This is a genomic window from Janthinobacterium fluminis (assembly GCF_028595325.1).
Lineage (GTDB): Bacteria > Pseudomonadota > Gammaproteobacteria > Burkholderiales > Burkholderiaceae_D > Janthinobacterium > Janthinobacterium fluminis.
Genome location: NZ_JAQQXR010000001.1, coordinates 731,562 through 752,884, shown reverse-complemented (window position 1 = coordinate 752,884; position 21,323 = coordinate 731,562). Strand labels below are relative to the sequence as shown.

The following is a 21,323-nucleotide window of genomic DNA, read 5'->3' as shown; positions in this document are numbered from 1 at the left end:
GCGCTATATGGAATCAGTCCGCAGTTTCCGTCGGCCAGTCGCGGATGTAAGCCTTCAGCATCTTGTTTTCAAAACTCTGCGCCTCCAGCACGGCGCGGGCGACGTCGTAGAACGAGATCACGCCGAGCAGGGTCTTCGCGTTCATCACGGGCAGGTAGCGCGCGTGCTTTTCCAGCATGATGCGGCGCACTTCGTTCACCTCGGTATCCGGCGTGACCGTGATCGGGTGGTCGTCCATATGCTTGCGCACGGTGCCGCCGCCTATCGAACCCTGGTTCTGGTGCAGCGCCTTGAGCACTTCGCGGAAGGTCAGCATGCCGACCAGGTCGCCAAACTCCATCACGACGAGCGAACCGATGTCTTTTTCGGCCATCGTGTTGGCGGCGTCCAGCAGAGGCTGATCAGGCGTAACGGTATAAAGGATATTACCTTTAACCTGGAGAATTTCGGATACTTTCATTTGGGCCGTCCTGTCCGCTTGGTTGGGATGTCTAGTTATTGTATGCCTTCCTAGCGAATGTAGCGTATGCCCCGAGAAAAATCCAGTATTGCGCCGCATCAAAGCGCTCCCGATAGCAAAATACTTATATAAAAGTCGAAATCAGGGTACGATCTGCGCCATTCCAATACTTGGCGGGAGAAATGATGAGCGGTCCGAAGTACCTCGGCTTTGACACCTTGTCGCTGCACGCCGGCGCGGCGCCCGACCCGGCCACCGGCGCCCGCGCCACCCCGGTGTATTTCACGTCCTCGTTCGCCTTCAAGGATTCCGACCACGCCGCCGCGCTGTTCAACATGGAGCGCGCCGGCCACGTCTATTCGCGCATCTCGAACCCCACAAACGCCGTGCTTGAAGAGCGCATCGCCGCGCTGGAGGGCGGCGTCGCCGGCATCGCCACGGCCAGCGGCCAGGCCGCCATGCACCTGGGCCTGACCACGATCGCCGGCGCCGGCTCGCACATCGTCGCCTCGCGCGCGCTGTACGGCGGCTCGCAGAACCTGCTGGCCTACACGCTGAAGCGCTTCGGCATCGACACCACCTTCGTCGATCCGCGCGACCTCGACGCCTGGCGCGCCGCGATCCGCCCGAACACCAAGGTGCTGTTCGCCGAAACGCTGGGCAACCCCGGCCTGGACGTGCTGAACATCCCCGCCGTGGCGCAGCTCGCCCACGAACACCATCTGCCGCTGATGCTGGACGCGACCTTCACCACGCCCTACCTGCTGCGCCCGTTCGAGCACGGCGCCGACCTGGTATTCCACTCCGCCACCAAATTCCTGTGCGGCCACGGCACCGCCATCGGCGGCCTGCTGGTCGACGGCGGCACCTTCGACTGGCAAGCCGCCTACGACAAGACGGGCCGCTTCGGCGAGCTGTGCGAACCATACGACGGCTTCCACGGCATGGTCTTCGCCGAGGAATCGACGGTGGCGGCGTTCGCGCTGCGCGCGCGCCGCGAAGGCTTGCGCGACTTCGGCGCCGTGATGAGCCCGCACAACGCCTTCGCCATCCTGCAGGGCGTCGAAACGCTGGGCCTGCGCATGGACCGCCACGTGGCCAACACGCGCAAGGTTGCCGAGTTCCTGCTGTCGAACCCGGCCGTCGAATCCGTCGCCTACCCGGAGCTGGACTCGCACCCCGACTACGAACTGGCCAAGACGCTGCTGCCGAAAGGCTGCGGCGCCGTCCTCACCTTCAACATCAAGGGCGACCGCGCCGCCGGCCGCCGCTTCGTCGACGCGCTGAAGATCTTCTCGCACCTGGCCAACGTCGGCGACGCCAAGTCGCTGGCCATCCATCCGGCCTCGACGACGCACTTCCGCGTGCCGGCCGAGCAGTTGGCGGCGTCCGGCATCACCGAGGGCACGATGCGCCTGTCGGTCGGCCTGGAAGACGCCGACGACCTGATCGAAGACCTGGCGCGCGGCCTGAAACTGTCACAGAAGGGAGCCTGAGATGATCTTGCAAGTGGAAGGCGTAGACGCCTATTGCTACACCGGCGGCAAGGCGTTCGACGCCAGCCTGCCGAGCGCCGTGTTCATCCACGGCGCGCAGAACGACCATTCCGTCTGGGCTTTGCAGACGCGCTACTTCGCCCACCACGGCTTCAACGTGCTGGCCGTCGACCTGCCGGGGCACGGCCGCAGCAAGGGCGCGGCCAAGGCCAGCGTCGAGGCCCTGTCGCAGTGGCTGCTGGCCCTGCTCGACGCGGCCGGCGTGGCGCGCGCGCTGCTGGTCGGCCACAGCATGGGTTCGCTGATCGCGCTGCAGACGGCGCACGCGGCGCCGGCGCGCGTCAGCCACCTGGCGCTGCTCGGCTCGACCTATCCGATGAAGGTGGCGGATTCGCTGCTGGAGGCGGCCCGCAGCGACGAGCCGAGCGCGATAGACATGGTCAACATCTGGTCGCACTCCTCGGTTGCGCAGAAGCCGTCCTTCCCCGGGCCGGGCTTCTACGCGATGGGCGGCGCGCGCCGGCTCAAGCAGCGCATCTCGCAAATCAATCCGCAGCAGGTGTTTTATACGGACTTCGCGGCCTGCAACAGCTACGCGAACGGCGAGGCGGCGGCCGCATCGGTGCGCTGCCCCACCCTGTTCATCTTCGGTTTGCGCGACATGATGACGCCGGCCAGATCGACGAAACTGCTGACCTCGGCCATCGCCCACGGCAAGGTGGTGCAGGTCGACAGCGGGCACGAGCTGATGGCCGAGCAGCCGGACGCCGTGCTGGACGCCCTGTTCGCCTTCGCCAGGACGCCGTCGGCCACAACTTGAGGCCGGCGGTGCCGATAGCTTGATGGCAAAACCATCATCAAGCTAAGGAATTCGCCCTGGCTGGCGGCGAAGCGCGGCCGCAAACGAGACACGAACGCGCTGGGTAGGCCATGCTAGATTCACATAATGCCAAGCTTGTTAATCAGTACATCGGAGTCCTGATAGCAGTATTGCCCATCCTGGCCTGTTCCTTACTTATCGGATATGCTTGGTCTTGAGCGTGGTCGCAGCCGGCTCAACAGCAGGCTTATCAGTGCCTACCGTGCGTTGAACCAGTCCTTCAAGGCGAAGACTGGCTCGATAGTTCTCGGTCCGCAATTTCAGGAATATCTGGCGTTTCATTTCACTTGTCAACATTCCAATGCTCCCGCGCGATAGGTACATCGCTCCATAGGCATGGTAACGCACCTCGCTTGATATCGAATCAGCGGCGGGCCGCTGAAAAATAGGCGGCCAGCGACTGGCTCAGGCCCTCTTCGACGGCCGCCTCGGTCTGGCGCGCCAGCAGCGCGGCGTCGCGCGCCGCCTCCGCGTCGCGCTCGTCGCTGCCAAGCGCAGGGTAGCCGGCGTTGACGGCCATGCCGCCGAACACGAACAGCCGGTACACATCGGCCACGCTGAGCCGCTGCAAATTCGCCAGCAGCACCCAGTGGTCGGCGCCGTCGCTGATGTGCTTGCCCCACTGCACGCGCACCGCCGCCTCGACGTTGACGCGGCCGACCCAGCCCTGCGCCTGCATCTTGTCGAGCAGATCGCCCATTTCATCGAAGCCCAGCCGCGTGCTGCCGCGGATCGCCCCGGCGCTGACGAGGGCCGAGTCGCCGCTGTGGCAGGCCGTGTACAGCACCTTCAGGATCGCCATCGCGTCGACGAACTCGCCGCCGGGCGCCGCCTCGTGCCACCAGCGCTCGTATTTGACCACCGGCAGCGCCGCCACCAGCAAGGCGCCGATCAGCGTGATCATCCAGCTCAGGTAGATCCAGACGAGGAACAGCGGCAGCGCCGCCAGCGCGCCGTAAATGCGCGAATAGGTGGGAAATTGCTGGATGAAGACGCCGAAGCCGCGCTTGGCCACCTCGAACGCCAGCGCCGCCAGCAGGCCGCCCCAGGCCGCGTCGTGCCAGTCGACGTCGCGGTTCGGCACGGCCATGTACAGCAGCGTGAACGCGCCCATCGTCAGCGACACCGACACCAGCGTGTAGAACACCTTGGCCAGGAAGGGCACGGAGCCGACCAGGTCGCTGGTGGCCATGAACACTTGCGAGGTCAGCGTCAGCGAGATCCCGACCAGCAGCGGCCCCAGCGTGACGATGGCCCAGTACACCAGCAGGCGCTTGGTCCAGCGCCGCTCGCGCTTGACGCGCCAGATGCGGTTGAACACCCGTTCGATCAAGCCCATCATGGCGATCGAGGTGAACACCAGCGTGACGGCGCCGACGGCCGACAGGCGCGTCGCCTTCGCCGCGAACGTCGTCAGGTAGCCGAGGATGTTGTTGGATATCCCCTTCGGCATCACGCTCTGGACGAAATACTGCTCCAGCGCGGCGCGGAAGGTGTTAAATAGCGGAAAAGTCGTGAAGATGGCCAGCGCCAGGGTCAGCAGCGGCACCAGCGCGAAGACGGTGGCGAAGGTCAGGCTGCCGGCCACCTGGGGCAGGCTTTCCTCGCGCAGGCGGCGGCGCGCGAACCGGCCGAGGTCGCGCACTTCCGACCAGGACAGGCCGCGCACCACGGCCAGGCCGCCGTGGCAGGCGCGCGTGAGGTAGTTGAGAGTCGGGGCTATATATTTTAAAAACATGTGATCTAGAGGTAAAAGCACAGGGTTCGCGCTGATGCGCGCCCGCAAAGCGCCCTATAATACCAACCATGAACCGACCTAATCTGATTATTCTTGTATTGTTTTACTCGCGCCACGGTGCGACGCGCAAATTGGCCGAACTGATCGCCCAGGGCATCGAGAGCGTACCCGGCTGCGACGCCCGCCTGCGCACCGTGCCGGCCGTTTCCACCGTCACCGAGGCGAGCGCCCCCGAGGTGCCCGCCGAGGGCGCGCCGTATGTCGAGGCCGCCGATTTGCGCGACTGCGCCGGCCTGGCACTGGGTTCGCCCACGCGCTTCGGCAATATGGCCGCCGCCATGAAGTATTTCTGGGACGGCACGGCCAGCGAATGGCTGGGCGGCACGCTGGCCGGCAAGCCAGCCTGCGTGTTCACGTCCACCGGCAGCCTGCACGGCGGCCAGGAATCGACCTTGCTGTCGATGATGATCCCCTTGTTCCACCACGGTTTGATGGTGCTCGGCCTGCCCTACACGCAGCCGGAGCTGATGACCACGTCCAGCGGCGGCACGCCCTACGGCGCCAGCCACTGGGCCGGCGTGGACGGCGACAAGGCCATCAGCGGCGATGAAAAACGCCTGGCCGTCGCACTCGGCCGCCGCCTGGCCGAGACGGCCAGCAAAATGCAGGGAGCATGATGGAAACCACGATGCAAAAATACTTCCATTGGGGCGCCATCGGCAGCCTGCTGGCGCTGATCGTCTGGTGCGTGCTGTGGGAAATGGCGGTGGCGCCGCTGCATCCGGGCGGTTCGTGGATGGCCTTGAAGGCCGTGCCGCTGCTGATCCCACTGGCCGGCGTGCTGCGCCGCGACGTCTACACGCTGCAATGGTCGTCGATGGTCATCCTACTGTATTTTTCGGAGGGCGTGGTGCGCGGCTACAGCGACAAGGCGGCCCTGTCGTCCCTGATGGGCTGGGGCGAGGCGCTGATCGTCTGCGTCTATTTTGTCTGTGCCGTGCTGTATCTGCGCCCCTATAAGAAGGCGGCCAAGCGCATCGCCAAGGAATTGCTGGACAAGGTCAACCCCGCCAAATGAGCCATTCCGACCCGGCCTTCCTGGCCCATTGCCGCGCGCTGCTGGGCCAGGCCCACGTCCTGACGGACGACGCCGACACGGCGCCCTTCCTGACCGACTGGCGCGGCCGCTTCACCGGCCGCGCGCTGGCCGTGCTGCGCCCCGCCTCGGTCGAGCAGGTGGCCGGCGTCGTGCGCGCCTGCGCCGAGTGGCGCGTGGCGCTGGTGCCGCAGGGAGGCAACACGGGCCTGGTGCTGGGCAGCGTGCCGGACGACAGCGGCAGCGCCGTCGTGCTGTCGCTGGCGCGCCTGAACCGCGTGCGCGGCGTCGACGCCGTCAACCGCACCATCACGGTCGACGCCGGCTGCATTTTGCAGCATGTGCAGGAGGCGGCCGCCCAGGCGGGCTGCCTGTTCCCGCTGTCGCTGGCGGCCGAGGGCAGTTGCACCATCGGCGGCAATCTGTCGACGAACGCCGGCGGCACCGCCGTCCTGCGCTACGGCAACACGCGCGAGCTGTGCCTGGGCCTGGAGGTGGTGACGCCGCAGGGCGAGCTGTGGAGCGGCTTGCGCGGCCTGCGCAAGGACAACACCGGCTACGATTTGCGCGACCTGTTCATCGGCGCCGAGGGCACGCTGGGCGTCATCACCGGCGCCGTGCTCAAGCTGTATCCGCAGCCGAAAGCCTGCATCACGGCGCTGGCGGCCCTGCCCTCGCCGGCCCACGCGCTGCGCCTGCTGACCTTGATGCAAGACCGTTGCGGCGCGAGCCTGACCGGCTTCGAGCTGATGTCGCGCTACTGCCTGGAGCTGGTCGCCGCGCATTTCCCGCAACTGCCGAAGCCGTTCGCCGCGCCGCACGCCCAGTATGTGCTGCTGGAGCTGTCGAGCAGCCAGTCGGAGGCGCACGCCGTCGAGCTGCTGGAGACGAGCATAGGCGCGGCGCTGGAAGCGGACATCATCGAGGACGCCGTGGTCGCCGCCTCGGTGGCGCAGTCGGCCGGCCTGTGGCAGTTGCGCGAGCATATTCCGCTGGCCCAGGCGGCGGCCGGCAAGAACATCAAGCACGACGTGTCGCTGCCCATTTCCAGCCTGGCCGACTTCATCGCCGGCACGGCGGCGCAGCTGGAGCGGGCCTTCCCCGGCGCGCAACTGGTGTGCTTCGGGCACCTCGGCGACGGCAATCTGCATTACAACGTGGCGCCGCCGCCCGGCACGCCGGACCGGCAATTCCTCGCCAACCAGGACGCCATCAACCGCATCGTGCACGACAGCGCCGACAGCTACGGCGGCTCGATCTCGGCCGAACACGGCATCGGCGCCCTCAAGCGCGACGAGCTGGCGCGCTACAAGTCGCCGCTGGAATTGCGCCTGATGCGCGCCGTCAAAACGGCGCTCGACCCGCTCGGCATCATGAATCCCGGGAAGATACTGTGAAGCGGCCGCTTGCCATCCTGCTGCTGGCCGCGCTGGGCGCGCCGGCCGGCGCCCAGACGGTCTACAAATGCAGCGCCGACGGCAAGGTCAGCTACGGCGCCGCGCCTTGCGCCAGCGGCAAATCGGTCGAGCTGAACGTGGCGCCGGCGCCGCAGCCGTCAAGCGCCGACGCGGCGACGCTGGCGCGGCACAAGAAAACCGCCGACCGGCTGGAGGCCGACCGGCTGCGCCGCGAGGCGCAGGAAGACCGCGAGCAAGCCCGCGCCGCCCAGGCCGGCGCGGCGCGGCGCAAGAAATGCGCGGCCTTGGCGCTGCAGCACAAATGGGCCGTCGAGGACGCCCGCGCCGCATCCGACCGGCAGGCCGACAAGGCCAAAGTCAAGGCCCGCCGCAGCGCCGAAAAACTGGCGCTTGAGTGTCCCGCTTGAAGCGCGATCCGCCGATGGTCCGCCTGTCCGGCTGGTTGCTGCTGGGCGAGTGGCGCGCGCACCCGCTGCGCGCCGTCGTCGCCGTCATGGCGATCGCCATCGGCATCGCGCTCGGCTTCGCCATCCACCTGATTAACGCCGCCGCCTTCAACGAATTCTCGGCGGCCGCGCGCAGCCTGTCCGGGCTGGCCGACGTGCAGGTGGCCGGCCGCGAAGCGCTGTTCGACGAGGCGATTTATCCGCGCCTGGCGCAGCGCGAGGGCGTGGCGCAAGCCTCGCCGCTGCTGGAAATCAGCGCCAGCATGCCGCAGCGGCGCGCCGCCCTGAAAATCCTCGGCCTGGACCCGTTCCGCGCCGGCCCCATCTCGCCCGACCTGATCGGCGCGCCGGCCGGCGAGAATGTCTTCGACACCCTGGCCGACGACGCGCTGTTCCTGTCGCCGGCCGCGCAAAGCTGGCTCAAGCTCGACAACGGCGCCACCCTGACGCTGCAAAACGGCGCGCGCGCCGTCGGCCTGCGCGTGGCCGGCTCGCTGCAGCGCGCCCGCGTCGGCCAGCGCATCGGCGTGATGGACCTGGGCGCGGCGCAATGGCGCTTCGACAAGCTGGGGCAGTTGTCGCGCATCGACCTGAAGCTGCGCGAGGGCGTCAACCGCGACGCCTTCCAGGCCGCGCTGGCGCGCGAGCTGGAGCGCGACTTCCCCGGCCGCTTCCTGGTCAGCCAGCCGAACGACGCCGACCAGAACAGCCGCAACGACAATATGAGCCGGGCCTACCGCGTCAATCTGACGGTGCTGGCGCTGGTGGCGCTGTTCACCGGCGCCTTCCTGGTGTTTTCCACGCAGGCGCTGTCGGTGATACGCCGGCGCGGCCAGTTCGCGCTGCTGCGCGTGCTCGGCCTGGAACGCGGCCAGTTGCTGCGCCAGGTTTTGCTGGAGGGCGCCAGCCTCGGCGTGGCCGGCGCCCTGCTCGGCATCGGCGGCGGCTACGCGCTGGCCGCGGCGGCCCTGCACTTCTTCGGCGGCGACCTCGGCGCCGGCTACTTCTCCGGCGTGCGCCCCGAGGCGCAGTTCGCGCCGCTGGCCGCGCTGCTGTATTTCTGCCTGGGCGTCGGCGTCGCGCTGCTCGGCTGCGCCGGCCCGGCGTGGGAGGCGGCCCGCGCCGCCCCGGCCGCCGCGCTCAAGTCCGGCGCCGAGGAAAGCGCGCTGGCGCCGCTGGCCAAGACCTGGCCGGCCCTCGCCTGCCTGCTGGCGGCGGCGCTGGCCACGCGCGCGCCGCCCGTCCACGAACTGCCGCTGTTCGGCTACCTGGCCATCGCCCTGCTGCTGGTCGGCGCCATCAGCCTGATGCCGCAACTGGCGGCCGCCGTGTTCCGCCTGGCGAACCGGGCCTGGCTGGCCGGCCGCCACGCCGGCGCGGCCGTGCCGACGCTGACGCTGGCGCGGCTGGCGAACGCCTCCGGCCAGGCCGGCATCGCGCTCGGCGGCGTGCTGTCGAGCTTCAGCCTGATGGTGGCGATGGCGATCATGGTGTCGAGCTTCCGCGTCTCCGTCGACGACTGGCTGGTGCAGATTCTGCCGGCCGACCTGTACGCGCGCACCGCCTCGGGCGGCGGCACGGCCGCGCTGAGGCCGGGCGAGCAGGCGGCGCTGCGGGCCCTGCCCGGCATGGCCCGCATCAAATTCCAGCGCATCCGCACGCTGGCGCTGGCGCCGGACCGGCCCGGCGTGGCCCTGTTGGCGCGCGACGTCGACGCCGCCGATCCGGGCAATAGCCTGGCCTTGGTCGGCCCGGCGCTGCCGGTGCCGGCCGACGCCAGGCCGGCCTGGGTGTCCGAGGCGGCGGCCGACCTGTACCATTTCACGCCCGGCGCCAGCATCGCCCTGCCGCTGAACGGCCGCCCGCAGACCTTCTTCGTCGCCGGCGTCTGGCGCGACTACTCCAGCCAGAGCGGCGCCATACTGGTCCAGCTGTCCGACTACCGCGCGCTGACGGGCGACCTGGACGTCAACGACGCCGTGATCTGGCTCAAGCCGGGCACCACGGCCGCCGCGCTGCAGCAGCGCATCAGGCAACTGCCCTTCGGCGACATGCTGGAATTCGCCGCACCGACCGAGCTGCGCGAAATGAGCATGAAAATTTTCGACCGCAGCTTCGCCGTCACTTATGTGCTGGAGGCGATCGCCGTCGTCATCGGCCTGTTCGGCGTGGCCGCGACGTTCTCGGCGCAGACGCTGGCGCGCGCCAAGGAATTCGGCATGCTGCGCCACATCGGCGTGACGCGCCGGCAGATCCTCGCCATCCTCGCGCTGGAGGGCGGCGGCCTGACGGCGCTCGGCATCGCCACCGGCTTCGCGCTGGGCCTCCTCATCAGCCTGATCCTGGTCTATATCGTCAACCCGCAATCATTCCACTGGACTATGCAACTTCACCTGCCCTGGACGCTGATCGGCGGCGTCGCCGCCGCGCTGCTGGCCGCCGCCACGCTGACGGCGCTGGTGTCGGGCCGCTACGCCCTGTCGGGCGGCCCAATTCGCGCCGTCAGGGAGGACTGGTGAGGCGCGCCCTCCTGCTGGCGCTGGCGCTGCTGGCGCCGGCCGCGCGGACCGCGCCGCCGGCCTTCGCGCCGGTGACGCCGCTGCCCGCCGGCCAGACGCTGCGCATGCCGGCCGACTTCGGCGCCCACCCCGACTACAAGACGGAGTGGTGGTACGCCACCGGCTGGCTGACAACGGCCTCCGGCAAGCAACTCGGCTACCAGGTGACGTTCTTCCGCAGCGCCACCGAACACGACCGCGCCAACCCCAGCGCCTTCGCGCCTAAGCAGCTCATCATCGGCCACGCGGCGCTGTCCGACCCGGCGCTCGGCAAGCTGCTGCACGACCAGAAAAGCGCCCGCGAAGGTTTCGGCCTGGCTTACGCCAAGGTCGGCGATACCGACGTCAAGCTGGACCACTGGCGCATGGTGCGCGCGGCCGACGGCAGTTACCAGGTCAGCGTGGCGGCGCGCGACTTCACGCTGGCGCTGCGCCTGGCGCCCAGCCAGCCGGTGCTGCTGCAGGGCGAGCGCGGCTACTCGCGCAAGGGGCCGAAGCCGCTGCAGGCCAGCTACTACTACAGCGAACCGCAGTTGCGCACCAGCGGCAGCATCACGCGCGCCGGCGGCAAGGCGGAGGCCGTCAGCGGCAGCACCTGGCTCGACCACGAATGGTCCAGCCAGGTGCTCGACGCCGACGCCAGCGGCTGGAACTGGGTCGGCGCCAACCTCGACGACGGCGGCGCGCTGATGGCATTCCAGATCCGCAGCCGCGCAGGTGGTAAACTATGGGCCCACGCGACATGGCGTGACGCATCCGGTAAGATCACCCAGTACGCGCCCGGGCAAGTCAGCTTTGCCCCGCAAGCGCTCTGGCGTTCGCCGCGCACGCACGCCGAGTACCCCGTCGCCACCGAGCTCACCACAGGCAGCACGGTCTGGCAGATCAAGCCCTTGCAGGACGATCAGGAACTCGATTCGCGGCGCTCGACCGGCGCCGTGTACTGGGAAGGCGCGGTGACGATCAGCCGCGACGGCGTGCCGGCCGGGCGCGCCTATTTGGAAATGACGGGCTACGACAAGCCGATGAAACTATGAATACGCTTACTACTCACACTGCCAACATAATGACCAATAGCACCAGCAGCACCGCAGTCACGCCGTCCGCCGCCCCCACCGAAGCGCGGGAACTGAAAAAAGGCAGCCTGGCCGCGTTCAAGGGCCTGCTGCCCTTCCTGACTCCGTACCGCAAACAATTCATGCTGGCCGGCGTGGCGCTGGTGGTCGCGGCCGCCTCTACGCTGGCCATCCCGGCCGCGTTCAAGCAGATGATCGACCTGGGCTTCGACGGCCCCGCCGGCGGCAAGAGCATCGAGCACGTCGATCTGGTGTTCCTGGCCCTGTTCGGCGTCGCCTCCGTGCTGGCGCTGGCGACGGCGGCGCGCTTCTACACGGTGTCCTGGCTGGGCGAGCGCGTCACCGCCGACATCCGCAGCGCCGTCTACAGCCACGTCGTCACGCAAAGCCCGGAGTTTTTCGAGACGACGCAGACCGGCGAGGTGCTCTCGCGCATCACCACCGACACGACGCTGATCCAGGCCGTCGTCGGCACCAGCATCTCGATGGCGCTGCGCAACGTGCTGCTGTTCGTCGGCGGCCTCGTCATGCTCTTCTTCACCAGCCCGAAGCTGTCGTCCATCATCATCGGCCTGCTGGTGCTGGTCGTCGTGCCCATCGTCGTCTTCGGCCGGCGCGTGCGCAAGCTGTCGCGCGACTCGCAGGACCGCATCGCCGACGCCTCGGCGATGGCCGGCGAAATCCTCAACGCGATGCCGACCGTGCAGGCGTTCACGCATGAAAAGATCGAATCGGCCCGCTTCGGCGCCTCCGTCGAAGGCGCCTTCCAGACGGCGATGCGGCGCATCCGCGCGCGCGCGCTGCTGACCGTCATCGCCATCCTGCTGGTGTTCGGCGCCATCGTCTTCGTGCTGTGGCTGGGCGCCCACGCCGTGCTGGAAGGCACGATGACCGGCGGCGACCTCGGCCAGTTCATCCTGTACGCCTCCATCGTCGCCGGCGCCATCGGCGCGCTGTCCGAAGTGATGGGCGAGGCCCAGCGGGCCGCCGGCGCCACCGAGCGCCTGCTGGAACTGATCTCCGTCAAGTCCGACATCCAGTCGCCGGCCCAGCCGCTGACGCTGCCGCCGCGGGCCGCCAACGGCGCCGCGCTGAGCCTGTCCGACATTTCCTTCTCCTACCCGTCGCGCCCGGACACGGCCGCGCTGGCCCACCTGAACCTCGACATCAAGCCGGGCGAAACGGTGGCCGTCGTCGGCCCTTCCGGCGCCGGCAAGACCACGCTGTTCCAACTGTTCCTGCGCTTCTACGACCCGCAGCGCGGCACCATCAAGCTCGACGGCGTCGACATCACCCAGCTGGAACTGCACACGCTGCGCGACGCCATCGGCATCGTGCCGCAAGACACCGTCATCTTCTCGGCCGACGCGATGGAAAACATCCGCTACGGCCGCGCCGGCGCCAGCGACGCGGAAGTGATCCACGCGGCCAAGCTGGCGGCGGCCCATGAATTCATCGAAAAGCTGCCGCAAGGCTATCAATCCTTCCTGGGCGAGCGCGGCGTGCGCCTGTCCGGCGGCCAGCGCCAGCGCATCGCCATCGCCCGCGCGCTGCTGAAAAATCCGCCGCTGCTGCTGCTCGACGAGGCCACCAGCGCGCTCGACGCCGAATCCGAGCGCCTGGTGCAATCGGCGCTGGAGGCGGCGATGCTGGGCCGCACCACCGTCATCATTGCCCACCGCCTGGCCACGGTGCAGCGCGCCGACCGTATCATCGTCATGGAAGACGGGCAAATCGTGGAAACGGGCACGCACGCCTCGCTGGTGGCGCTGGGCGGCATCTACGCGAATCTGGCGGCGCTGCAATTCCATAGCGTGCATGTAACGCACGCCGCCTGAGGACGGCACGGCGGGGATGACACGGACGCATCATTCACCGGGAAACACCATGAATTGCCGATCAGTTCGGCGCTGTTTCCCGGGATGCCGCCTGTCCCTCTTCGGTATTATTTTACTGGCGCCGCAGGCCAAGCATAGTCGTGGCCAGGTAAATTTGGACGTGTAAAAATATCCGACACATTCCGCCGTTCATTCATGACGCCCCGCAAAAAATTCCGATATAGATTTATTTCAAAAATAAAATCAGCGCAACGGAAATAAATAAACCGGAAAACTTCACGCCGCGCATGAAAAACCATTCATCAAAACAAAATATGATGATTGCGGCCATTTCATCACATTGAAAATTTTCGCGGCACAAAGATATTTATTTCGGCCGCATTTCCGATGCGAATACAATGTTTTCCTTCGCAACTGTCGCTATATTTTACAATTGACGGCTGCACTCCCCCTCCCCAAAAAACAACTCCTTGATAGATCGCGGGATTTTCTAGCTGGCGCGTTTATTGCGGATAGCCAGACAGCGCCAAAAGCATTCGGCTCCGGCAATCGCGCGGCCTAATCCTGCCCGCCGATGTCATTTGCCCGGGCATGTCTCCCTGCTACCCGCCCCAAGCGTCGGGCCGGTTCCGGAGGCCAGGCGCCCTTCAAGGTGAATATCAGCCAGCGCTATTGGCATAGTCAAAACCGACGCCAGTCGGACAGCAATCGGCTAAAAGGGGTGAGCGCCATGTTGCAGTGGATCATCAGGTCAAGCATCACGAACCGCATCTTAGTCACCGCCGCCGCGGGGGCGATACTGGCGACCGGCATTGCCCGCTTGCCGAACGCTCAAGTCGAAATCTTGCCGGACTTCGGCCCGGTGCGCGTGGAAGTCCAGACCGAGGCCCTCGGCCTGTCTCCCGAAGAGGCGGAGAATCTGATCACCAACCCGATGGAGCAGGAGTTCTTCACGGGCATTCCCTGGCTCCACAAGATTCGCTCCAATACGGCGCCCGGGCTGTCGGCCATTGAAATGATTTTCGAGCCCGGCACGAACGATGTGCGCGCGCGCCAGGTGGTACAGGAACGCTTGACGATGGTGCCGGCGCTGCCGGCCGTGTCGAAGCCGCCTTTCGTCATACAGCCGTCCGCGACTGTCGGCCGCACCATGCTGATCTCGATGACCTCGAAGAACATGTCGCTCATCGACATGTCGACGCTGGCGCGCTGGCGCATCCGCCAGCGCCTGCTGTCCGTGCCGGGCGTCTCCAACGTCTCGATCTGGGGACTGCGCGACCGCCAATTGCAGGTCTTGATCGACCCGCACCGCCTGCGCATCAACCGCCTCAAGGTCGAGGACGTGGTCAGGACGGCGGCGAACGCCATGTGGTCCTCGCCGCTGACCCACGTGGAGGCGTCGACCCCGGGCACCGGCGGCTTTATCGACACGGCGAACCAGCGCATTTCGATCAACCACACGCAGCCGATCAAAACCGTCGCCGACCTGGCCAGGATCGCCGTCGACACCGACAGCCCGGTGACCGTGCCGCTGGGCGAAGTGGCCGACCTCGTCGAGGGCCACCAATTGCTGATTGGCGATGCCATCGTCAACGATGGACCCGGCTTGATGCTGGTGGTCGAGCGCTCGCCCGGCACCAGCGTGGCGGCCGTCACCCGCGATGTCGAAAAGGCCCTCAACGCGATGCGCCCCGGCCTGGGCGGAATCACCTTCGACACCGGGGTGTTCCGCGCCGTGTCGTTCGCGCAAACGGCGCGCGCCAATCTTGTCGCCAGCATCGGCATCGGACTGCTGCTGGCCGTGCTTGGGATCGCCGCGTTCTGCCTGAATTGGCGCGTGACGCTCATCAGCGCCGTGGGCATGGCGCTCAGCCTGGTCAGCGCCTGGATGGTGCTGTCCTACTACGACCAGATGCTCAACATGATGATCGTCGCCGGCCTCGTGCTGGCGCTCGCCATTGTCGTCGACGACGCCGTGGTCGTGCTGGACGGCATGCGACGCCGGCTGGCGGAGCGCGGCGCCGGCGGCGGCGCCGAACCGCCCGGCCTGCTGGCGGCCGGCGCGACGGAAATCTGCGGTCCCCTGCTCACCGGGCTGGTCATCGTGCTCATCTCCTTGGCGCCGGTGCTGGCGCTAAGCAACGTCAGCGGCGATTTCGCCAAACCGCTGGCCCAGGCTTACGCGCTGACCGTGGCGCTGTCGATGCTGGTCGCCCTCACCGTCACGACGGCGCTCTCGGCCCTGTTCATGCGCACCCCCGCCGCCGCATCCGGCGACTCGCGCTTCGCCCGCTCGCTGCGCGCCAGGTATGCCGACGCCCTCGGCGGCGCGCTCAGGAACCCCGCCGCCGTGATGGCGGCGGGCGCCGTCGTCGTCATCGCCGGCCTCGGTCTGCTGCCGCGCGTACTCAGTGCGGACCTGCTGCCGCCATTGCAGGACAGGTATCTGGAAGTTGGCATACAGGCGGCGCCGGGCATTTCCCTGCCCGCGATGACGCAGCTGACGACGGCGATGAGCCGCGAGCTGCGCGCCATCCCGGGCGTGGCGGGCGTCGGCGCGCATGTCGGGCGCGCCTCGCAGTCCGACCTGGTGACGGGCGTCGACCGGGCCGACCTGTGGCTGCGCATCGGCGAGCATGCCGACTACGCCGCCACCCTGGCCGCCATCGACAAGGCGCTGGCGGCGAACACCGGCGTCAGCACCGAGTTCGGCAGCTATGCGAACCGGCGCGTGCGCGAGCTGACGAAGGGTTCCGCCGACAAGCTGCTGGCGCGCGTCTACGGCGGCGACTATGCCGTGCTGCGGGAAAAGGCCGAAACGGTCGCCAAGTCCATCGCCGACATTCCCGGCGTGGTGTCGCCGCAGGTGCGCCTTCCGGCCGTCGAGCCGGCCATGGAGGTGGAAATCAATATCGACCGCGCCACGGCCAAGGGCGTGAAGCCGGGCGACGCGCGGCGCGCCGCCGCGACGCTGGTGTCCAGCATCACGGCGGGCCAGCTGTTCGAGGAGCAGAAGATTTTCGACGTCGTCGTCTGGGGCATGCCGTCGATGCGCTCAAGCGTACAGAGCGTCAGCGACATCCTCATCGACGCGCCGCACGGCAGCCAGGCGCGCCTGGGCGACATCGCCGACGTGCGCGTGCGCTCGAATCCCTCCATCATCCGCCACGACGCCGTTTCCCGCTACATCGACGTGGCGGCCGGCGTGGCGGGCGCCTCGGTCGCCGCCGTCAACGAGAAGGTCGACGACCGCCTCGACAAGATCAGCTTTCCCGCCGAGCACCATGTCGAGCTGCTGGGCGAATCCGACGAGCGCGAACGCGACGCCTTCAGCCTGCTGCTCTACGCGGCGGCCGCCGTGTTCGCCGTCTTTTTCGTGCTGCAGGCGCGCCTGAACAGTTGGCGCCTCGGCGCGCTGCTGTTCGGCGCGCTGCTGCCGCCGCTGGGCGGCGCCGTGCTGGGCGCCGCCACGCAGGGCGCGGCGGGGTCGACCCTGGCGCTGTTCGGCGGCCTGGCCGTGCTGGGCGTCGCGGCGCGCGGCGGCTTGCTGTTCCTGGAGCGCTGCCAGGCGCTGGCGCGCGAAAACGGCGCCGTCCTGGGCCCGAACCTGGTGCACAGCGCGGCGCGGGAGCGCTTCGACGCCGCCGTGCTGGGCGCCGCCGCCGCCATGCTCGCCATGCTGCCGCTGCTTTTCTACGGCGCCGCCGCCGGGCTGGAGCTGGTCAAGCCGATGGCGGCCGTGGTCGTCGGCGGCCTGGTAACCACCCTGCTCGGCAACCTGTTCCTGCTGCCGGTCCTGTACCAGGCGTTTGCGCCGCCGGCCGACCGCGCCGCGGCGACGGCGCGGCGCGAGGCCGTCGTGCGCGGCGCCGAACGGCGCCAGCCGCAGCCGGCGTGAAACCATAGCGACAAGGAGGACTGGCCATGATGCGCTGGATAGTCAAAACAAGCTTGCGGCTGCGCTATCTCGTGCTGGCCGCCTCGGTGATGCTGATCGTCCTCGGCGCCACCCAGTTCCGCGGCATGCCGGTCGACGTCTATCCCGAGTTTGCCCCGCCCAAGGTGGAGGTGCAGGTGCTGTGCCTGGGCATGCCGGCGGCCGACGTCGAGGCCCTCGTCACCGTGCCGATGGAGCAGGCGCTGTCCGGCATCCCGGGGCTGGACGTGCTGCGCACGCGCTCGGTGAACGACCTCTCCGACGTCGTGCTGATCTTCAAGCAGGGCGCCAATCTGATGGACGCGCGCCTGCGCGTGCAGGAGCGCGTCACCGCCATCACGTCCCAGTTGCCGCGCTGGGCCACCTCGCCGTTCATGATCCAGCCGTTGTCCTCGACCAGCCGGGTCATGAAGATCGGCCTGTCGGTCAAGGACAAGTCGACGCAGAACCTGATCGACGCGGCGCTGACGGCCTACTGGGTGGTGCGGCCGCGGCTGATGATGGTGCCGGGCGTGGCCAATGTGGCGATCTGGGGCGACCGCTGGAGCGTGCTGCAGGTGCACGCCGACGCCGACAAGATGCGCGAGCGCAAGGTGACGATCAACGGCGTGATGGACGCGGCCGCCGACGCCCTCGACGTCGGCATGCTGAAGCACCGCAGCGGCCATGAAATCGGCACCGGCGGCTTCATCGACACCCCCAACCAGCGCCTGGTGGTGCGCCACATCCTGCCCAACCTGACGCCGGCGGAGCTGGGCAAGGTGCCGCTCGACACGCCCAAGGGCGCCGCGCCCGTGCGGCTCGGCGACGTCGCCACCATCGTGCGCGACACCCAGCCACACCTGAACGGCGACGCCATCATCAACGACGGCCTCGGCCTGATGCTGATCGTCGAGAAGCTCGCCTGGGGCAATACGATGGAGGTCACCCGCGGCATCGAGGAGGCGCTCGACAAGCTGCGCCCCGGCCTGCCGGGCATCGCCATCGACACGACCATCTTCCGGCCGGCCACCTTCATCGAAGACGCCCTGGGCAATCTGGGCGGCGCCATGCTGATCGGCTTCGCCCTGATCGTCGCCGTGCTGCTGCTGTTCCTCTACGAGTGGCGGGTGGCGCTGATCAGCGTCGTATCCATCCCCCTGTCGGTGGTCAGCGCCGGCCTGATCCTCAAGTACATGGGGGCCTCGATCAACACCATGGTCCTGGCCGGCATGATCATCGCGCTCGGCATCATCGTCGACGACGCCATCATCGACGTCGAAAACATCGTGCGGCGGCTGCGCCAGCGCCGCAGCGAGGGCAGCACCGAGTCGAGCGCCGCCATCATCCTCGCCGCCTCGCTCGAAGTGCGCGCGCCCATCATCCACGCGACCCTGATCATCGTCGCCGCCACCGTGCCGATCTACCTGCTGGAGGGCCTCACGGGCGCCTTCTTCCGGCCCATGGCCTCGGCCTACGCGCTGGCCATCCTCTGCTCGATGGTGGTGGCGCTGACCGTCACCCCCGCCCTGGCCCTGGCCGCGCTGGCGAAGGCGCCGCTGGACCGGCCCGGCTCACCGCTGGCGCGCTGGCTGCGCCAGCGCTACGAGCGCGCGCTGCGGCCCATCCTGCGCCATCCGGCCGCCGCCTACGGCGCGACGGGCGCCTTCGCCCTCGCCGCCATCCTCGTCTGGCCGCTGCTGGGCCAGGGGCTGTTTCCGGCCTTCAAGGAACGCGACTTCCTGATGCACTGGGTGGCGCGGCCGGGCACCTCGCACGCCGAAATGCTGCGCATCGTCCAGGCCGGCGCCGCGCAGCTGCGCGCCATCCCCGGCGTGCGCAACTTCGGCGCCCACATCGGCCAGGGCACGCTGTCCGACGAACCGGTCGGCATGAACTTCGCCGAGAACTGGATCAGCATCGACAAGACGGTCGATTACGACAAGACGCTGGCCGCCGTCCAGGCCGTGGTCGACACCTTCCCCGGCTTGCAGACGGACGTGCAGACCTATCTGAAGGAGCGCACCAAGGAGGTGCTGTCGGGCAGCGGCCACGGCATCGTGGCGCGCATCAGCGGCGAAGACCTCGGCATCATGCGGCAAAAGGCCAAGGAACTGCAGCAAAAGATGTCGGCCATCAAGGGCGTCGTCAACGCCCACGTCGACCTGGTCACGGAAGTGCCGCAGATACAGATCGAGGCCGACCTCGGCAAGGCTTCCCGCTACGGCATCAAGCCCGGCGATCTGCGGCGCACGGCCTCGGTCTTCATCGCCAGCGAGGAGGCCGGCGACATCTGGCACGCCAACAAGAACATCGAGGTGCACGTGTGGAGCGACGCGCGCCACCGCAACAGCATCCACAGCGTCGCCGACCTGATGCTCAACGCCCGCGACGGCCGCCTGGTGCGGCTGGGCGACCTGGCCAAGGTGGAGTTCAAGCCGGTGCCGAACGTGGTGCTGCGCGAGAACGGCTCGCGGCGCATCGACATCGCCGCCGACGTGGCCGACAGCGGCCAGCTCGGCGCCGCGGCGCGCGCCGTCCAGGAACTGCTGGCCACGCTGGAACTGCCGCGCGGCTACTCGGTCGAGCTGCTCGGCGAATACACGGAGCGCGAGAACGCCACCCGGCGCCTGCTGATCCTGTCCGTCGCCGCGCTGGCGGCCGTGACGCTGCTGCTGCACACGGCCTTCGCCAGCGCCCGGCTGGCCGTGCTGGTGGTGCTGACGCTGCCCTTCGCGCTGGCCGGCGCCATCGTCGCCACCGGCATCGGCGACCGCGTGCTGTCGCTGGGCACCCTGGTCGGCTTCCTGACCGTGCTCGGCGTGGCCGCCCGCAACGGCATCCTGATGATCAAGCATTTCCAGCACCTCGAACGCTACGAGGGCGAAACCTTCGGGCTCGCCCTGGTCGTGCGCGGCGCGCGCGAGCGCCTGTCGCCCATCCTGATGACCTCGCTGGCGGCCGGCTTCGGCGTGCTGCCGCTGGTGATCGCCGGCACCGTCCCGGGCAACGAGATCGAGCATCCGATGGCCGTGGCCATTCTGGGCGGCCTGATCACCTCGACGGCGCTCAATCTGTTCGTGCTGCCCTCGCTCTACCTGCGCTTCGCCAAGCCGGCGGGCATGGCGCCCGCCGGCTTGGCCGGGCCGGCGTAGGCGCGCCTTCCGCGGCGGCGCCGGCCCGCGGGCTGTCTGAATCGAAGGAGGTGGACCATGCAGCTTCATCAAGTAATGGCGGCCGCGGCCATCGCCGCGGCGCTCGCCGCCGGCGGCTGCGGCAAGCAGGCCGGCACCAAACCGGCGGCGCCGAAGGGCCCGGCCGTGCAACTGCTGCCGGACGGCGGCAAGCGCATCACGCTGCGCGAGATCGACAGCCGGCACCTGGGCATCGAGCTGGCCGAGGTGCGCCAGGGCGCGGACGGCCTGGTGATCCCCTATGCCGCGCTGCTGTACGACCCCACGGGCAAGGAGCTGGCGTATATGAGCACCGCCGCCAACACCTTCGTGCGCGCGCCGCTGAAGGTGAAAGCCATCGAGGGCGACACCGTCACCATGCTGGAGGGGCCGCCACCGGGCGCCAAGCTGGTGACGAAGGGCGCCGTCGAGCTGTACGGCATTGATTTCGGCGTCGGCAAATAGACGGGAGGCCATCATGAAACGCCGTGTTATGGCAGTGTGCGGCATGCTCGCCTGCGGGTTGGCGAGCGCCGACGCCAAGTTCGAGCAACTGTCGGTGCGGATAGAGCAGAACGCCACCGACCAGGACTTCGAGTTCGTCGTCGAGGCGACCGGCGGCGACACCGGCTTCGCCGCGCTGACGGTGAGGGCGCCCGACGGCCGCGTCGTCGCCCGCTTCGAGGCGCCGAAATCCGGCCTGGGCATGCGCACCTTCCGGCTCGAAACGCCGGAGCCGAAAAGCTTCGCGCGTCTCCAGGCCGATTACCCGGCCGGCGACTACACGTTTACCGCCACCACCGTCACGCAACTCCAACTCAGCGATACGGCGCGCCTGAGCCACCAGTTGCCGGCGGCGGCCACCTTCGTGCGGCCACGCCCCCACGAGTCGGGCGTCGCGCCGGGCGGGCTGCGCATCGAATGGCGTCCGCCGGCCGGCTTGAAGTCCTGTGTCTTGACGATAGAGAACGACGTGACGGAGGTGAAGGTCGTGCAAGCCACGCTGGCCGGAACGGCAAGCACCTTCCAGGTCCCCGACAAGCTGCTCGAAGCGGGCGCCACCTACAAAATTGCCATCGGCAGCGTGGCCCAGAACGGCAACGCATCCTATGTGGAAACCTTGTTCAGCGTCGCGAAATGAGGCGGCGGCGCGGCGCTATTTTTCGCCTCGCACTTGATGCAGATCCATAGGGCGCGGCGGGCCTGCCGTGTAAGATTGGCGAACAGG

16 protein-coding genes are annotated in these 21,323 nt (G+C 68.2%); 13 read left to right on the top strand and 3 right to left on the bottom strand.

Annotated features, from left to right (window positions below):
* Positions 1-13 precede the first annotated feature (13 nt).
* Positions 14-460 (bottom strand): CBS domain-containing protein, encoded by a 447-nt coding sequence (locus tag OIK44_RS03410; RefSeq protein ID WP_273669270.1) that lies wholly within the window; start codon positions 458-460, stop codon positions 14-16.
* Between the two features lie 185 nt (positions 461-645).
* Here OIK44_RS03410 and OIK44_RS03405 point away from each other — a divergent pair, with 185 nt between their 5' ends.
* Both OIK44_RS03405 and OIK44_RS03400 read left to right on the top strand, forming a co-directional pair.
* Positions 646-1,956 (top strand): O-acetylhomoserine aminocarboxypropyltransferase, encoded by a 1,311-nt coding sequence (locus OIK44_RS03405; protein ID WP_273669269.1) that lies wholly within the window; start codon positions 646-648, stop codon positions 1,954-1,956.
* Position 1,957: 1 nt separating this feature from the next.
* Positions 1,958-2,776 carry an alpha/beta fold hydrolase gene (locus OIK44_RS03400; RefSeq protein WP_273669268.1) on the top strand — a complete coding sequence of 273 codons (819 nt, stop codon included), beginning with the start codon at positions 1,958-1,960 and terminating at the stop codon, positions 2,774-2,776.
* Positions 2,777-2,971: 195 nt separating this feature from the next.
* Here OIK44_RS03400 and OIK44_RS25675 read toward each other — a convergent pair whose 3' ends face one another.
* Both OIK44_RS25675 and OIK44_RS03395 read right to left on the bottom strand, forming a co-directional pair.
* On the bottom strand, positions 2,972-3,118 hold the full coding sequence (locus tag OIK44_RS25675) for a YhfG family protein (RefSeq protein WP_420213823.1): 147 nt from the start codon (positions 3,116-3,118) through the stop codon (positions 2,972-2,974).
* Positions 3,119-3,200: 82 nt separating this feature from the next.
* Positions 3,201-4,574, bottom strand: coding sequence for a YihY family inner membrane protein (locus tag OIK44_RS03395; protein ID WP_273669266.1), 1,374 nt, complete (start codon positions 4,572-4,574; stop codon positions 3,201-3,203).
* Positions 4,575-4,642: 68 nt separating this feature from the next.
* On the opposite strand from OIK44_RS03395, the gene wrbA reads away from it, so the two are divergent.
* From wrbA to OIK44_RS03340, 11 genes are all read left to right on the top strand, one after another.
* Complete coding sequence (wrbA, locus tag OIK44_RS03390) at positions 4,643-5,251, top strand: NAD(P)H:quinone oxidoreductase (protein ID WP_273669265.1); 609 nt, start codon at positions 4,643-4,645, stop codon at positions 5,249-5,251.
* Positions 5,251-5,652 carry a DUF2069 domain-containing protein gene (locus tag OIK44_RS03385; protein ID WP_273669781.1) on the top strand — a complete coding sequence of 134 codons (402 nt, stop codon included), beginning with the start codon at positions 5,251-5,253 and terminating at the stop codon, positions 5,650-5,652. The genes wrbA and OIK44_RS03385 overlap by 1 nt, the downstream gene beginning before the upstream one ends.
* Complete coding sequence (locus OIK44_RS03380) at positions 5,649-7,067, top strand: FAD-binding oxidoreductase (protein ID WP_273669264.1); 1,419 nt, start codon at positions 5,649-5,651, stop codon at positions 7,065-7,067. The genes OIK44_RS03385 and OIK44_RS03380 overlap by 4 nt, the downstream gene beginning before the upstream one ends.
* Positions 7,064-7,495, top strand: a complete 432-nt coding sequence (locus OIK44_RS03375; RefSeq protein WP_273669263.1) for a DUF4124 domain-containing protein — start codon at positions 7,064-7,066, stop codon at positions 7,493-7,495. Before OIK44_RS03380 ends, OIK44_RS03375 begins: the two co-directional genes overlap by 4 nt.
* 14 nt (positions 7,496-7,509) lie before the next feature.
* Entirely contained in the window at positions 7,510-10,053 is a 2,544-nt protein-coding gene (locus tag OIK44_RS03370; protein WP_273669780.1) for an ABC transporter permease, read from the top strand.
* The gene (locus tag OIK44_RS03365) at positions 10,050-11,129 is read left to right on the top strand and encodes a lipocalin-like domain-containing protein (protein ID WP_273669262.1); all 1,080 of its coding nucleotides are present in this window, start codon (positions 10,050-10,052) and stop codon (positions 11,127-11,129) included. The genes OIK44_RS03370 and OIK44_RS03365 overlap by 4 nt, the downstream gene beginning before the upstream one ends.
* A gap of 29 nt (positions 11,130-11,158) precedes the next feature.
* Positions 11,159-13,006 carry an ABC transporter transmembrane domain-containing protein gene (locus OIK44_RS03360; protein ID WP_273669261.1) on the top strand — a complete coding sequence of 616 codons (1,848 nt, stop codon included), beginning with the start codon at positions 11,159-11,161 and terminating at the stop codon, positions 13,004-13,006.
* Between the two features lie 730 nt (positions 13,007-13,736).
* Positions 13,737-16,904: an efflux RND transporter permease subunit gene (locus OIK44_RS03355; protein WP_273669260.1), complete on the top strand. Its 3,168-nt coding sequence runs from the start codon at positions 13,737-13,739 to the stop codon at positions 16,902-16,904.
* A gap of 26 nt (positions 16,905-16,930) precedes the next feature.
* A complete protein-coding gene (locus OIK44_RS03350) occupies positions 16,931-20,077 on the top strand; it encodes an efflux RND transporter permease subunit (RefSeq protein WP_273669259.1) in 3,147 nt (1,048 codons plus the stop codon).
* A 57-nt stretch (positions 20,078-20,134) separates the two neighbouring features.
* Positions 20,135-20,560 carry an efflux RND transporter periplasmic adaptor subunit gene (locus OIK44_RS03345; protein ID WP_273669258.1) on the top strand — a complete coding sequence of 142 codons (426 nt, stop codon included), beginning with the start codon at positions 20,135-20,137 and terminating at the stop codon, positions 20,558-20,560.
* 13 nt (positions 20,561-20,573) lie between these two features.
* On the top strand, positions 20,574-21,236 hold the full coding sequence (locus OIK44_RS03340; protein WP_273669257.1) for a hypothetical protein: 663 nt from the start codon (positions 20,574-20,576) through the stop codon (positions 21,234-21,236).
* Positions 21,237-21,323: the final 87 nt, after the last annotated feature.

Coding starts and splice junctions, on each gene's coding strand:
- OIK44_RS03410 (WP_273669270.1), bottom strand. CDS start 460: ATGAAAGTATCCGAAATTCTCCAGGTTAAAGGTAATATCCTTTATACC.
- OIK44_RS03405 (WP_273669269.1), top strand. CDS start 646: ATGAGCGGTCCGAAGTACCTCGGCTTTGACACCTTGTCGCTGCACGCC.
- OIK44_RS03400 (WP_273669268.1), top strand. CDS start 1,958: ATGATCTTGCAAGTGGAAGGCGTAGACGCCTATTGCTACACCGGCGGC.
- OIK44_RS25675 (WP_420213823.1), bottom strand. CDS start 3,118: ATGAAACGCCAGATATTCCTGAAATTGCGGACCGAGAACTATCGAGCC.
- OIK44_RS03395 (WP_273669266.1), bottom strand. CDS start 4,574: ATGTTTTTAAAATATATAGCCCCGACTCTCAACTACCTCACGCGCGCC.
- wrbA (WP_273669265.1), top strand. CDS start 4,643: ATGAACCGACCTAATCTGATTATTCTTGTATTGTTTTACTCGCGCCAC.
- OIK44_RS03385 (WP_273669781.1), top strand. CDS start 5,251: ATGGAAACCACGATGCAAAAATACTTCCATTGGGGCGCCATCGGCAGC.
- OIK44_RS03380 (WP_273669264.1), top strand. CDS start 5,649: ATGAGCCATTCCGACCCGGCCTTCCTGGCCCATTGCCGCGCGCTGCTG.
- OIK44_RS03370 (WP_273669780.1), top strand. CDS start 7,510: ATGGTCCGCCTGTCCGGCTGGTTGCTGCTGGGCGAGTGGCGCGCGCAC.
- OIK44_RS03360 (WP_273669261.1), top strand. CDS start 11,159: ATGACCAATAGCACCAGCAGCACCGCAGTCACGCCGTCCGCCGCCCCC.
- OIK44_RS03355 (WP_273669260.1), top strand. CDS start 13,737: ATGTTGCAGTGGATCATCAGGTCAAGCATCACGAACCGCATCTTAGTC.
- OIK44_RS03350 (WP_273669259.1), top strand. CDS start 16,931: ATGATGCGCTGGATAGTCAAAACAAGCTTGCGGCTGCGCTATCTCGTG.
- OIK44_RS03345 (WP_273669258.1), top strand. CDS start 20,135: ATGCAGCTTCATCAAGTAATGGCGGCCGCGGCCATCGCCGCGGCGCTC.
- OIK44_RS03340 (WP_273669257.1), top strand. CDS start 20,574: ATGAAACGCCGTGTTATGGCAGTGTGCGGCATGCTCGCCTGCGGGTTG.